The sequence below is a fragment of the Enterococcus sp. LJL51 genome, from assembly GCF_049894025.1.
GTDB lineage: Bacteria > Bacillota > Bacilli > Lactobacillales > Enterococcaceae > Enterococcus_L.
In genome coordinates, this window is sequence record NZ_JBNEQE010000005.1 from 124,902 (window position 1) to 137,971 (window position 13,070).

General features: G+C 37.3%; 14 protein-coding genes. All 14 read right to left on the minus strand.

Annotation, left to right across the window (positions count from 1 at the left end; translation table 11 throughout):
* Positions 1-14: 14 nt before the first annotated feature.
* Positions 15-1,934 carry a DUF2142 domain-containing protein gene (locus ACPWSO_RS07095; RefSeq protein ID WP_426082189.1) on the minus strand — a complete coding sequence of 640 codons (1,920 nt, stop codon included), beginning with the start codon at positions 1,932-1,934 and terminating at the stop codon, positions 15-17.
* Between the two features lie 27 nt (positions 1,935-1,961).
* Complete coding sequence (locus ACPWSO_RS07100; protein ID WP_426082190.1) at positions 1,962-2,300, minus strand: hypothetical protein; 339 nt, start codon at positions 2,298-2,300, stop codon at positions 1,962-1,964.
* Positions 2,300-2,647, minus strand: coding sequence for a DUF2304 domain-containing protein (locus ACPWSO_RS07105; protein WP_426082191.1), 348 nt, complete (start codon positions 2,645-2,647; stop codon positions 2,300-2,302). The genes ACPWSO_RS07100 and ACPWSO_RS07105 overlap by 1 nt, the downstream gene beginning before the upstream one ends.
* Position 2,648: 1 nt before the next feature.
* Positions 2,649-3,383: a glycosyltransferase family 2 protein gene (locus ACPWSO_RS07110; protein ID WP_426082192.1), complete on the minus strand. Its 735-nt coding sequence runs from the start codon at positions 3,381-3,383 to the stop codon at positions 2,649-2,651.
* A gap of 109 nt (positions 3,384-3,492) precedes the next feature.
* Entirely contained in the window at positions 3,493-4,332 is an 840-nt protein-coding gene (gene rfbD, locus ACPWSO_RS07115) for a dTDP-4-dehydrorhamnose reductase (RefSeq protein ID WP_426082193.1), read from the minus strand.
* A gap of 273 nt (positions 4,333-4,605) precedes the next feature.
* On the minus strand, positions 4,606-5,634 hold the full coding sequence (gene rfbB / locus ACPWSO_RS07120) for a dTDP-glucose 4,6-dehydratase (protein ID WP_426082194.1): 1,029 nt from the start codon (positions 5,632-5,634) through the stop codon (positions 4,606-4,608).
* 25 nt (positions 5,635-5,659) lie between these two features.
* On the minus strand, positions 5,660-6,232 hold the full coding sequence (gene rfbC, locus ACPWSO_RS07125) for a dTDP-4-dehydrorhamnose 3,5-epimerase (RefSeq protein ID WP_426082195.1): 573 nt from the start codon (positions 6,230-6,232) through the stop codon (positions 5,660-5,662).
* A 15-nt stretch (positions 6,233-6,247) separates the two neighbouring features.
* Positions 6,248-7,114, minus strand: a complete 867-nt coding sequence (rfbA, locus tag ACPWSO_RS07130) for a glucose-1-phosphate thymidylyltransferase RfbA (RefSeq protein ID WP_426082197.1) — start codon at positions 7,112-7,114, stop codon at positions 6,248-6,250.
* Between the two features lie 116 nt (positions 7,115-7,230).
* Positions 7,231-7,944 carry a glycosyltransferase family 2 protein gene (locus ACPWSO_RS07135; protein ID WP_426082199.1) on the minus strand — a complete coding sequence of 238 codons (714 nt, stop codon included), beginning with the start codon at positions 7,942-7,944 and terminating at the stop codon, positions 7,231-7,233.
* Positions 7,941-8,783 carry a glycosyltransferase gene (locus ACPWSO_RS07140; protein ID WP_426082201.1) on the minus strand — a complete coding sequence of 281 codons (843 nt, stop codon included), beginning with the start codon at positions 8,781-8,783 and terminating at the stop codon, positions 7,941-7,943. The genes ACPWSO_RS07135 and ACPWSO_RS07140 overlap by 4 nt, the downstream gene beginning before the upstream one ends.
* The gene (locus ACPWSO_RS07145; RefSeq protein WP_426082203.1) at positions 8,783-9,565 is read right to left on the minus strand and encodes a glycosyltransferase family 2 protein; all 783 of its coding nucleotides are present in this window, start codon (positions 9,563-9,565) and stop codon (positions 8,783-8,785) included. Before ACPWSO_RS07145 ends, ACPWSO_RS07140 begins: the two co-directional genes overlap by 1 nt.
* Positions 9,566-9,930: 365 nt before the next feature.
* Positions 9,931-11,073: a glycosyltransferase family 4 protein gene (locus tag ACPWSO_RS07150; protein ID WP_426082204.1), complete on the minus strand. Its 1,143-nt coding sequence runs from the start codon at positions 11,071-11,073 to the stop codon at positions 9,931-9,933.
* Between the two features lie 131 nt (positions 11,074-11,204).
* Entirely contained in the window at positions 11,205-12,119 is a 915-nt protein-coding gene (locus ACPWSO_RS07155; protein WP_426082205.1) for a YihY/virulence factor BrkB family protein, read from the minus strand.
* Positions 12,120-12,233: 114 nt separating this feature from the next.
* Positions 12,234-12,998 (minus strand): type I methionyl aminopeptidase, encoded by a 765-nt coding sequence (gene map, locus ACPWSO_RS07160; RefSeq protein WP_426082206.1) that lies wholly within the window; start codon positions 12,996-12,998, stop codon positions 12,234-12,236.
* Between the last annotated feature and the right edge of the window lie 72 nt (positions 12,999-13,070).

A 13,070-nucleotide genomic window follows, 5' to 3' on the forward strand; every position in this document is an offset into this window, starting at 1 on the left:
TACTTCTAAATGTACTAAGAGTTATAAAAATAAGTGAGCATCATCTGAAATAGCGGCATAGAAACGAGTATAATCATTACGCAAACCACTCTTTCTAGAAAAGCTTTATCGAATGGTGAGCGAACCCCTTTGTTTCTAAATGCAAGCAAAACAGGAAAGAGAATCGCTAACAAGTATCTTCCTTGAAATCCTTGGACAGCATTTTGACCTACTGGAGTAAAACTAACATATAGGGCTGTCAATGATAAGCCTAAAGCACCAAAACTTCCAACATAAAGAATTGATTTATCAATTCTACTAAGTCCATCAAACTCATTAACAGGGTAGTTTGGCAAATCAAACCAAGACAAGAATAGCGTTGTTCCTGTCGTCAATAAGACAACCAGCGGTGTAGCATTCCCTAGATAAGCAAAGAAAGAGAACATATTTTGAATGTAGTGTATTGAGTTATCTGCTAAAAAGGTAAACAGCATTTGCAGATAGCCAATCGGATTTTTTAGGATTCCCAGTACTTGAAGCTTACTGTCAACCCCGTCCTTAGGCCACTGGACAATGCCTAGCTTTTGGGCATATAAATAGGTGCCTATAGCAACAACTGCCGTCACAATGACAACCGCACCATAATAGATTCGGCGTTTTGATTTATCTGAAAATTGATTTTTGCCCAGTAAAAACATAAACAAGAACATTGGCGCATAGGAAACTTTTGCAAAAGTAATACATGTATACAAGACAAACAAAAGTACAATGTCCTTAGCTGATGCTTTCTTTTTATTAACAAGAAGATCCAATGTATAAGCTAACGCCAGCAAAATACAGCCGGTTGCCAGAAAATCACAGGATAGCGAAGCCGCCAAAAAAATATTTATTGGCAACATTGCAAAAAACGCCATTAAATTTTTACAAACAGGTGTCTTCTTAACTGCCAGATAAGCTAAAAGTGCATATAATAAAACATTCATCATTCGCCCAAAAATCAAATAATATAGAATAGGCAGCTTGAAAATCATTGCAATTTTCATGCCTACACCACTGGGAATATAGGGAACAAATAAATTGATAATTGCGGTTGAATTATAAGCTTTCTTTTCTTTTTTCTCAGCAGATACATCAGAAAGATGCTGCTTAACGACAAGAAAATCATCATAGGACTGATATTCCAAATTAGCAGTGTAATCAAGTTTTTCTAACCCCACCGGATACTCTCGTTCTACACCATTTTTAGGAAATACATGTCCTTCTGCAAGGTCATAGGATTTAATAAAATGAGCAAACTCATCCCATGTATGATGGGGAGGAACTAATACAGAACAAAGTAAACCAAACGAAACAATCACTATTGGAGTAAAAATTTCCATTTTTATTTCAAGTTTCCTAAAGAAAATAATCAAAAGTATTAATAAACTAAACATAAAAATAATCAAGAATCTAACTTTATTAAATTGGAAATAGTTTGCGACTCTATAATTATCTATTTTAATTGCAGAATCCTTCATGTTCGAAAAACTCATAAATATTTCGTTTGTTTCTTGATTAAGAACAATTGTTTTTTCCTTAATCCCAAAATAATTATTATACACACTATTATATTTTCTTAAGAGATCCTTACCATTCACTTGTACTTCATATTTGGGAGGATTTTGGTAATCACCAACTGTTACTAAGCCAATATCATACTTAAAATTTTTAATGAATTTCTTATCAAACTTCAAGGTAATATTTGCATTATTTTGCTCAGCTGTTAAGTTCCCTTGTTCATCCTTCTTAAAACCAGCCGTCTTTATTTCTGTAATTTTCAAATCAACGTTTTCAGCCGTAATATTTTTAAAATTAAACCCAAGTGCTTCAATTAGTACCGCAGCTACAAGCGCAGTCAGCACTATTAACCCAATTAGAAGCTTTTTGTTGTATTTAACTGCATGCCGCTTTCCCATTTACGTTTCCCATCCTTACCTTACAGTTTAAATTTTCATTAATATAATTCCAATGATAATGACCCCTGTTCCAACTAGCTCTTTGATTCCGATTGCTTCATTTAAAATAAAATGAGAACCGACTAAAATAGCAATATTTATACAGGCGATTGACAACGGATAGATGTATGAAAGTTCTGATTTATTTACTATTACCAACCAGAGTAAAAAACTGGCTAGATAGCAAAAGATACCCGCAAGTACAATCCATGACATGGAAAATGAAAATAGCTGCTGTTGAAAAACAACATTCAAATCTTTAGAACCCAGTTTAAATAAGATGAGACCTAAAGAAGATAAAACAACATAAATAAAAAATAAAATCATTATTTCTTCTCCTTACTATTCTGTGATTTCAAAATGGACATTTCCTGAACTAGATTTTTGATTTTTTCTTCCTGATTGGACAATAAAATACTTTGAAATATTGCTGAAATCAACAAGAATAGAATCGCACAAAAATAAAGGAAATTAGAGGTTGTCTCAAATCCAAAAAATGAGCTCAAACTCTCAGCAAGTCTGGGTACTATACCAAATAGCAGGAGAGCAACTCCTAAAACAAGGAGACTAGCTGCTCTTTTTAAGCTCAACTTATTACGATTAATTGAACGAATGACAAAAATGAAAAATAAGATTCCCACAATCATCATTTCTATTCTAAATAATGTTGTCAAATCAATCGCCCTCCTTCATAAAGGCTGAGATTAGTATAGCAGTGCCAACCTCTACCATATACTTTACAGATTTAAATGAATGGATGGACGATTTTCCACCTGCACGTTCCATCATATTAACTGGACATTCCTTTATCCTGGCTTTCCTCTTCAACAAATGAACAATTGTTTCCGGTTCTGGATATTCAGTTGGATAGCGGGTGCAGAAAAAATGAATGATTTCTTTGTTTGCTGCCCTATACCCCGAAGTCACATCATAAATCCTTTTGCCTGTTACAAGTTTGATTAGAAAAGAGATAATTTTTATCCCAGCTCGACGCATTGAAGTCGTTTGAAATTCTGAAGATGAGCCGTCAATAAAACGAGAGCCCACACAAAAATCATATTCTCCATCAATTATTGGCTTAACAATAGCATCTAAGCTATTAATATCATGCTGTCCATCTCCATCAAATTGGACAGCAATATCATAATTGTACTGAAAAGCATATTTATATCCAGTTTGAACAGCTCCGCCAATACCTAAATTCTGAATCAAATGAACGGCATTCAACTGATGTTCTTCAATGATTTCTTTTGTTCTATCCTTAGAGCCGTCATTTATTACAACATAATCCAGCGAATAATGCTCCTGCCGTTCTTCCAACTGCTTTTGATATGCCCATACCATATTAACAGTATTAAGAATATTGGCCTCTTCATTATATGCCGGAATAATTAACAGTACCCTACACATAGCAAACCCTCTCTCGCCAAACTTTTAATGCCATTTATTTTTCCCATCAACTAGAACTTTCCTGAAAATCTTAAGCACTAGTTAAAACCCTGAACCTTATTTACTTTTATTATTCAATTCCAGCCAGCATTTGTTCCAAAGCTTCCTGCCAAGTTGGAATCACAAATCCCAATGCTTCAGTCTTACTTAAATCCATCACAGAATATTGCGGACGTGTAGCCTTTTGTGGGAACTGACTAGAATCTACTGGTAATACTTCAACTTTAGTATCCTTCAAAATTTCTTTAGCAAATTCATACCAGCTACAGCTGTTCTCATTAGACAAATGGTAAATTCCATAGTTAGCTTGCTTTTCAATAATAAATACCATAAACTCTGCTAATGTTCTTGTCCAAGTTGGACGGCCAAACTGATCATTCACTATAGTCAGCTGATTTCTTGTTTCTGCTAGCTTCTGCATCGTAAAAACAAAATTATGTCCATATTTTCCAAATACCCACGATGTTCGGATAATGTAATACTTACTCATTGTTTTTTGAACAATTTGCTCTCCCAAGAGTTTTGTACGCCCATATTCATTTTGTGGATTCGTTTGGTCATCCGTATGATAGACACCATCTTTTTTTGTACCGTCAAATACGTAATCAGTACTAATGTAAATCAATGTAGCCCCAACTTCTTCTGCTGCTTCAGCAACATTTTTTGTTCCGTCGACATTAATTTTTTCATCTAATTCTTTGCCTTCATCTTCAGCTTTATCAACAGCAGTATAAGCCGCACAGTGATAAATAACTGTTGGCTTAAGTTTAGAAATATATGCTCTGGTTGCTTCTACGTTTGTAATATCCATTTCTCCCGCATCTGTGGAAACATATGTCATTCCTTGTTCGTCTAGTAAATGACGTAATTCTGTGCCCAGCTGACCATTCCCGCCTGTAAGTAAGATCATAATTAGTTTCGCCTCTTTCATTGTTCGTTTTATCCGTTGTTCTTTCAAACTACCAACCTATGGACTTCTTAAAACTTTATACATGTTCATGTAGCAATATACTGATAAAATACGTTTTATTTAAAAAAAGAGGTAGAGACAGAAGCAAGCGTAGCTCCTTCTGTCTCACCATCTAATAATCAGCTCACTTGAAGGAGTAAGCAAGTCAAAAAGCTTAATCTAGTATCTATCTAACTATTATCAACAAATGAAACAATGATTGTTGCTTATTAATCATTGTCCATTTTTGGCATAATTAGCTTCTACAGCATCTTTTTCTGCTTTCCACCAAGCTTCATTTTCAGTGTACCATTTAATCGTATCGGCTAAGCCGTCACGAAAGTTAGTAAATTCAGGCTGCCAGCCTAATTCTTCACGTAATTTTGTTGAATCGATTGCGTAACGTAAGTCATGACCAGCCCGGTCATTTACATGCTCATAAGCATCTTTCGGCTGTCCCATCAACTCTAAAATCAGTTCAACAACTGTTTTGTTGTCTTCTTCACCATCGGCGCCAATTAGATAAGTTTCGCCAATACGACCCTTTGTCAAAATTGTCCAGACAGCAGAAGAATGATCATTTGTATGAATCCAGTCACGTACATTCTTTCCTGCCCCATATAGCTTAGGTCTAATTCCACTCAGTACATTTGTAATCTGACGAGGAATAAACTTCTCAATATGCTGATAAGGTCCATAGTTATTTGAACAGTTGGAAATTGTTGCCTGCAGTCCAAATGAGCGTCCCCAAGCTTTTACCAGCAAATCTGACCCAGCTTTAGTAGAAGAATATGGGCTTGAGGGATTATATGGTGTTTCATCCGTAAATTTCTCTCCTGGACCTTCTCCGTGCTCCGGCAAATCCTCACGCAGAGGTAAATCACCATAAACTTCATCAGTTGATACATGATGATAACGAACATCGTACTTACGACACGCTTCAATCAATGTGTATGTACCAATGATGTTCGTTTGAACGAAAGGAAACGGGTCATTTAAAGAATTATCGTTGTGTGATTCTGCAGCGTAATGAACCACTGCATCAGTCTCTTTTACCAACTTATCAACCAACTCGGCATCCGCGATGTCTCCGACCACCAGCTCTACACGGTCGGCAGGCAATCCAGCAAGATTCTCTTTGTTTCCAGCATAAGTTAGTTTATCTAATACTGTTACATGAACCTCCGGATGGTTATTCACCACATAGTGAACAAAGTTTGAGCCAATGAAACCAGCTCCTCCAGTAACAATGATGTTTTTCATCTACAAGATCTCTCCTAAACAGTTTTTAGATTTCACCATATACAAATGGATTTTCTGCTTCAAATTCTTTCAATGTAGGATGCTTTTGATCCTTTTCAGAAGTAATTGCCTTTGTAATATCAATTGGCCAGTCAATTCCTAGTTCGGAATCATCAAAAGCAATGCCTCCGTCTGCTTCGGCACTATAATAGTTATCACACTTATACATAAAATTGACATTCGGTGTCAGTGTAACAAATCCATGGGCATAGCCTCTAGGAACTAACAGCTGGCGATGATTATGTTCAGATAAAATATATCCTTCCCATTGACCATATGTTGGACTGCCTTTGCGAATATCCACAATCACATCCAACACAGCCCCAGTAACCACTCGAATCAGTTTCGTCTGAGCTGCCTCGCCTTTTTGAAAATGTAGTCCTCTCAACACGCCAGCTTCACTAGAAAGAGAATGGTTATCTTGAACGAAATCAAAATTCAATCCATGCTCAGAAAATTTTTCTTTTGAGTAGCTTTCAGTAAAAAAGCCACGGTGATCGCCAAAAACATCCATTTCAATAATTTTGACATCTTTAAGTTTTGTTTCGATGACTTTCATTCGTTTTGCCTCCTGTTATCCTTCAGCCAGTCTTAGCAGATATTGACCATAACCGTTTTTCTTCAGCGGCTGTGCTAATTCTACCAGTTGCTCTTTTGAAATATAGCCCATGCGATAGGCAATTTCTTCCAGACAGGCAACCTTCAGATTTTGACGTTTTTCAATTGTTTCAATAAAAGTAGATGCCTCAAGCAGTGATTCATGAGTTCCTGTATCCAGCCAGGCAAACCCACGACCCATTACCTCTACAGACAATTTATTTTTTTCTAGATAAACTTTATTCACATCTGTAATTTCCAACTCGCCGCGCTCTGAAGGCTTAATGTTTTTAGCGATTTCAATAACTTCGTTATCGTAGAAATACAAACCAGTAACTGCATAATTTGATTTTGGCTGCTCAGGCTTTTCTTCAATAGATAATGCCTGCATATCCCCATCAAATTCGACTACTCCGAAACGCTCAGGATCATTCACATGATAGCCGAAAACTGTTGCACCGCTTTCCTTAGAAGCCGCTCTTTGCAGCATCTTAGAAAGTCCTCCGCCATAATAAATATTATCTCCTAATACGAGACAAACACTGTCGTTTCCAATAAATGATTCGCCAATAATAAATGCTTGAGCCAAACCATCCGGGCTTTCTTGAACAGCATATTCAATATGGATGCCCAAATCAGATCCATCACCAAACAGACTCTCAAACCTTGGTGTATCATCTGGTGTTGAGATAATCAGTATTTCTTTAATCCCTGCTAACATCAATGTAGACATTGGGTAATAAATCATTGGTTTGTCATAAACCGGCATCAATTGTTTAGATGTTGCTTTTGTCAGCGGATATAATCTTGTTCCGCTTCCGCCAGCTAAGATAATTCCTTTCATGGGAAAACTCCTTCATATTTAAAATTTCATTTATTGCATACCATCGTCCATTATCTCATTATCCGAAGGACTTGTCATGTATTTTCCTAACATTTTACAAAATTGTAAAATAATTCTCATCTTTTCAATAGTAGACGTTTAATCAATGCCCATGCAAGCTGTATGCGCCAGCGTAATTTTTGAATACCACTGGAACTGGTGGCTATTTCACTGGCATTCGCTTCATGTCTTCTATAATAGGTAAGTTCTTTATCTAGAAAGGCACTCTTACCATGATAGTCGCTGATTAATCCCAGCCACATATCATGCATTGGAACAGTTGGCGGAATTGGCAATGCAATATTTTTCAAGCTTTTGCGGAAACACATCCCAGCACCAATATATCCGCTTTTCCAAAGATTAGATAAAAAACCAGTTTTTACCTTTCGGTAATCAAAATAGGATAAAAGAATCGGTTTCAGCGTTTCATCAACCACAATCAAATCGCTGACTACCAGTTCCTTCTCCGGATGAGCAGAAAAAAATGCTAATGTTTCTTTTACTTTATTTGGCAGCCAGACATCATCCTGATCAGATAAAAAAATGAAGTCCCCTCGACTTTCGCTAATTGCAAAATTATAATTAGCAATCACGCCATTACCTGGTCCGTTTCTCCACTTAATCCGCAGATCTTCTGCAGCAAACTGCAGAACAATTTCCTGCGTATGATCAGAAGAACCATCGTCAGAAATAATCACTTCATCCTCAGCATTGAGCTGAGGCAGGATACTCTTCAACTGTTCTGCAATATATTTTTCTCCATTATAAGCTGCAATACATACAGAAATCATGTTTTACTCCTTACCAATCTACGGTATTCCGCCCAAGTCCGCCGCCAGATTTTACGATTTTTTACCGTTAGAAACTGTTTAAGAATCCTCTTCAGCAAATGTTTCTTATGAAGGTCAAGCTTTGCTGTATCATACTTCGTATAAAAAAGTGTTTCTGCTGTCACAATTGATTCGTAGCGCGCTAAGCTGACTTGGCGATAATCTAAAACAGATAAATTATGCTGAAGCTTGAGAGGAAGAACATAAACCGCAGCTTTCTCCTTATTCAGCTTCCAAAATACCCAATGGTCTAGAAAATCCAAAGGAAATTCCTCATTAAACTTAGAAATTGCTGTTCGACCTTTTTTAGTAAGTACTGAGCCAGAATTGATTGCCATCACCGAATCTTTCGCAACGCCAACTTCTGGATACGAACGCTCTCTGCTGATGTACTGATTACTAAAAACTGGTGAGATTTCCACTTGACCGGAGTACACATTAGGAACCAAAGCCCCCATCTTCGTTGTGTCAGCGGCAGAAAACTTCATTATATATTCAATATCTGAAACTGTTATTGCTGTATCCTGGTCTAAAAGCAGCAGCAAATCACTGTTAGCTTCATTACAAAAATCCAAAGCGGCATTATACGCTTTCGCCAGTCCCGGGTTGTCAGCATCATGTATGTAATGAACATTACTCAAGTCGAGCAGGTCATCTGTTTGCGGTACAGGACTATTATCATAAATGTAGAGAGAGAATTTTTCCAAATTCACAGCACCATAAAGAAACGTTTCATAACTTGGACAGTCAGAAAGCTTTTTTTTGTAAAGAACAATTACAGCGAGTAGTTGTTGGTCCATCAGAAAAACCTCCAGCCCCATTTATTAAAAAATTTACCCATCGACTGCATAAAAATTTTGAATAAGGCTCTGCTTCTATGAGCTCCTTTTTCATATAAGTGCACCACAGTTTCCAACGGCGTATACAAAATTTTATAGCCTTTTTGACCAAAACGAAGGCACAAATCATTATCTTCAAAATACATGAAAAAACGTTCATCAAAGCCTTGTATCTCCCTATATTTCTCCACATCAATAACCATAAAACAGCCGGAGCCCATTTTTATAAATGAGGTTCTGTCATCTGGAAGGTCACGGCATTCGTAAAAGCTTAGCCGTTTATCAAACAGCTTCTTCACAAAATTAAAGGGGATAAACCGAAGCATATAGTCAAAAACATCCAGCTTCTGTCTCACCAGATACTGTGTCGTTCCATCTTCATTCAATACTTTAGGACAGACCGCCGCAAGTTGGCTATCCTCTTGAATTCTTTCAATTAGCTTATCCAGAACAGCCTTTTTCACTAGAACATCTGGATTAAAAATTATTCCGTATTTTGTGTCAACGAGCTGAAAAATCCGATTATGGCCAAAACCAAAGCCTTTATTTTCATCACAGGAATGGATAGTGATGAACGGCTCATAGTCCTTTAGCCGAGACAAGTAGGTTTCTTCTGAAGCATTGTCAAAAATATGTATTTCATAGCTGGAGTCTTCACCGAGCTCCCTTTTTAAATCATTTAAAACATCAAATATATGTCTGCTGTTATGTGTCACAATCGAAAGTGTAATTTTTTTTGTCATTGTTCTGATAAACCCCTTAATATTCACCTTACAGTTTTAGTTAACAAGATGATTCCCTAAATTGGCAACATTTGCCAATAAAGCTTTTTTATATAAAAAAGGGGCTTGGGACAATAGTATGTCTCCATCCCCTAAAATCAAATAAAAAGTATTTCAAAATTGTCGCTTCAGAAGCAAATCGAATACTGCCAAGAATAAGAAAAGCTCTGGATAGATATCAATCAACAGCTGCTCGATTCCTTGCACCGTTCCTTGACTCCTTGACATTTTCCGGTTAGTCCGCCTTATCTTTCAAGTCAAAACACTTCTGTCACAACTACTATTTTATCTTGTAAAGTATACCATAGGCAGTAACATTTCCAAAATCACCGTTTCTTCTTTTTAGAATGCTTGCCTGCATGCTTATCCAACTGCTCCTGCCGGAACTCTTTGTTGCCAAATACTCGCAAAATATACATCAGCGGCTGATGATTTTCACCAACCAGACCTATCAATTCAATGAACAGCTCCAAGCCGATTAAGCTAAAGACAATCAATAAAATTGAAGCTACCTGACTGGCATAGCTAAACAACAACGCTACAAATGAGAAAACCAGTGCTAAACCATAGATTGTCATTACAGCTCCCTTATGTGTAAAGCCAAGAGAAAGCAAACGGTGATGGAGATGCATTTTATCAGCAGATGAAATCGGACGCTTATTCATCAGCCGGCGAATAATGGCATAGACTGTATCCGTAACTGGTACGCCTAGAATAATTAATGGTGTAATCATTGAAATAAAGGTAGCATTTTTCAAGCCCTGCAGCGACATTACCGCAATCATAAAGCCTAGAAACAAGGCACCTGTATCTCCCAGAAAAATTTTAGCTGGATAAAAATTATAAGGAAAAAAGCCCGCTATACTTGCAACTAAAATAAAAATAACGATTGGTACGTAGATAGTATTGGCATGCAGAAAAAAATAACCAACTAGCCCTATTGTCGTCAAGCTAATCATTGAAACCCCTGAAGCTAATCCATCTAGACCGTCAATAAGATTAATAGCATTGGTAATCGCTACAATCCAAAGTACGGTAAGCGGCAGACTAAACCAGCGAAGATCAATCTGATCAAGAAAAGGCAAAGTAACATAATCAATTCTTATTTCGGCAACAAAATAAATCACTAAGGAAGCAAGTAAAATTCCTAAAGTTTTCTTTGAAGGCGACAATTCAAAAATGTCATCAATCAGCCCAGTTAGTACTACAATACCGGCGGCTAATAGGATGGGTAGAATATATTGCTGAGGAATAACCGACTGAAACAAAAACAGACAGGCAAAACTAAATGAAAAATAAATAGCCAGTCCGCCAGCAGTCGGCATATTTTTTTCGTTTATACGACGTTCGCCTGGTGCATCATACGCACCAATCCGAAAAGCCAGAAGCTTAACAACTGGTGTAATAATCAATGAAATCATGAATGTTAGTAAAAGACGAAGCATAATCTCATATATAAACATAGACATAAAAAGCCCTACTTTCTTAAGGTTCATCGTATATTATACAGAATAAGCCTTGTTTTACAAGACATGTAGAAAAAAACAACACTGTATAAAGTAAAAGCGGTCATTTGTTCCTCGGTACTAAACGATTTCAATCATTTCTTAAATTTTTTCTTTACGGAGCTGAATAACTGCTTTATCATGCCGTCACGGTCCTCTATCTCGCCATGAGATAAATAATCCTCTACAACTGCATTCACAATTCCGCCTAATACGATGATTGTCGCTGCAAAATTCAGCCACAACATCAAAACAATAAAGCTTCCAATAATCTGATAGCCGGAAACTCTTGAACTAAAATAAGTAATATAAATGCCGAAAACCTGCGATAATAATAGCCAGCCAATTGTAGCAAAAACAGCTCCCGGAAGTACGGAGCGGCTTTTAAGCTTGACATTAGGAACAACGAGATAAATTAAACTTAATACTAAGAACAAGCCCAACGCTGTAACCGGCCATTTCAACGCTTCAAACGTATCAAGAAAGTCGGTTGGTATATGAACAAATGGTTCAAGGAACTCTAAAATATTTTGTCCCAATCCCAGGACAACAACAACTCCCACCAATGAAACAAGAAATAATACAATAACTACCAATGAAACCAGCCGCACAATGATAATATTTTTCCTAGGCTCCACACCAAACGCTTTGTTCATCGCGGTTTGCAGTGCATTAATACTTTGACTGGCACTCCAAAGAGTTGCTAGAGCAGAAATTGAGAGGAGCCCGCCGGAGCTTTGTGTCAGCAAAGATTTGATTGCCGGCTTTAAATCATTAAAAATTGTTTCAGGAATAATCTCCGCTACGTATGGAAGTACAGTATTAGGATCAATACGCAAATACGGCAAAAGGTTGCCAATAGTAATTAGCAGTGGAAACAGCGAGAGCAGCAGATAGTAGGCAACCACAACAGACGTATTTCCTATCTCAGAGCTGACCATCCGTTCCTGTGTTGTGTGAATAAAACGGTTGAGCTTTTGATTACTTTTCAGCTTATCCATCCACTTCATAAGTGCTCCCCTTTCTCATCCTATCTGTCAATTACTACTTTCCCTGAAAAATGATATGCTACCATCAAAATCTGCAGAGCTGCTGTCCATTCACAGCGACTCTGCAGATTTATTTTAATAGGTTAGTTCTTCCCCTTGGGAAGTTAAAATTTTAGGCCCTTCCTTTGTAATAGCCAGTGTATGCTCAAACTGACAGCTCAGTCCGCCATCCTGAGTATAGGCAGTCCAGCCATTTGGATCCATTTTCATTCGCCAGGTTCCAGTATTGACCATTGGCTCAATAGTAATAACCATGCCTTCTTTTAGCCGCAGTCCTTTTCCTGCTTCACCATAATGGGGAACTGAAGGACTTTCATGAATTGTCGGTCCTATTCCATGTCCCACAAAATCACGGACAACTGCTAAATTCTCCCCTTCGACATAGGTTTGAATAGCATGGCCGATATCTCCGATTCTGTTGCCAACTTTCGCCTGCTCAATTCCTATATATAAAGCTTTTTTAGTTACCTCCATCAAGTGCTCGATTTCCGGTGTTGACTCGCCAACAACATAGCTCCAGCAGGAATCAGACATTGCTCCCTTCAAGTCGATGCACATATCCACTTTTATTAAATCCCCGTCTTTTAATACTTTTTTTCGAGGAAAACCGTGACAAATCTCATCATTGATGCTGCAGCAGGTTGCGTACTTATATCCTTCATAACCAATTTGTGCAGCAACTCCGCCGTGGCTTTCAATGAAGTCTCTAACAAAGACTTCAATATCCCAACTGGAAATCCCAGGTTTAATAAAATCTCGTAAATGACGGTGAACATCCGCAAGTAATTCTCCGGATTCGTTCATCATTTCAATTTCTCTTGCTGATTTTAATGTTATCATTTTATTTCATCGTCTCCTAAAAATTTTTCTCACCTCTCTATTTTATCACAGATAAAAAATTCCTCCTACTTT

Bases quoted from the DNA above. Each gene is read 5' to 3' on its own strand.
- ACPWSO_RS07095 (WP_426082189.1), bottom strand. From the start codon at position 1,934: ATGGGAAAGCGGCATGCAGTTAAATACAACAAAAAGCTTCTAATTGGG.
- ACPWSO_RS07100 (WP_426082190.1), bottom strand. From the start codon at position 2,300: ATGATTTTATTTTTTATTTATGTTGTTTTATCTTCTTTAGGTCTCATC.
- ACPWSO_RS07110 (WP_426082192.1), bottom strand. From the start codon at position 3,383: ATGTGTAGGGTACTGTTAATTATTCCGGCATATAATGAAGAGGCCAAT.
- rfbD (WP_426082193.1), bottom strand. From the start codon at position 4,332: ATGATCTTACTTACAGGCGGGAATGGTCAGCTGGGCACAGAATTACGT.
- rfbB (WP_426082194.1), bottom strand. From the start codon at position 5,634: ATGAAAAACATCATTGTTACTGGAGGAGCTGGTTTCATTGGCTCAAAC.
- rfbC (WP_426082195.1), bottom strand. From the start codon at position 6,232: ATGAAAGTCATCGAAACAAAACTTAAAGATGTCAAAATTATTGAAATG.
- rfbA (WP_426082197.1), bottom strand. From the start codon at position 7,114: ATGAAAGGAATTATCTTAGCTGGCGGAAGCGGAACAAGATTATATCCG.
- ACPWSO_RS07135 (WP_426082199.1), bottom strand. From the start codon at position 7,944: ATGATTTCTGTATGTATTGCAGCTTATAATGGAGAAAAATATATTGCA.
- ACPWSO_RS07140 (WP_426082201.1), bottom strand. From the start codon at position 8,783: ATGGACCAACAACTACTCGCTGTAATTGTTCTTTACAAAAAAAAGCTT.
- ACPWSO_RS07145 (WP_426082203.1), bottom strand. From the start codon at position 9,565: ATGACAAAAAAAATTACACTTTCGATTGTGACACATAACAGCAGACAT.
- ACPWSO_RS07150 (WP_426082204.1), bottom strand. From the start codon at position 11,073: ATGTCTATGTTTATATATGAGATTATGCTTCGTCTTTTACTAACATTC.
- ACPWSO_RS07155 (WP_426082205.1), bottom strand. From the start codon at position 12,119: ATGAAGTGGATGGATAAGCTGAAAAGTAATCAAAAGCTCAACCGTTTT.
- map (WP_426082206.1), bottom strand. From the start codon at position 12,998: ATGATAACATTAAAATCAGCAAGAGAAATTGAAATGATGAACGAATCC.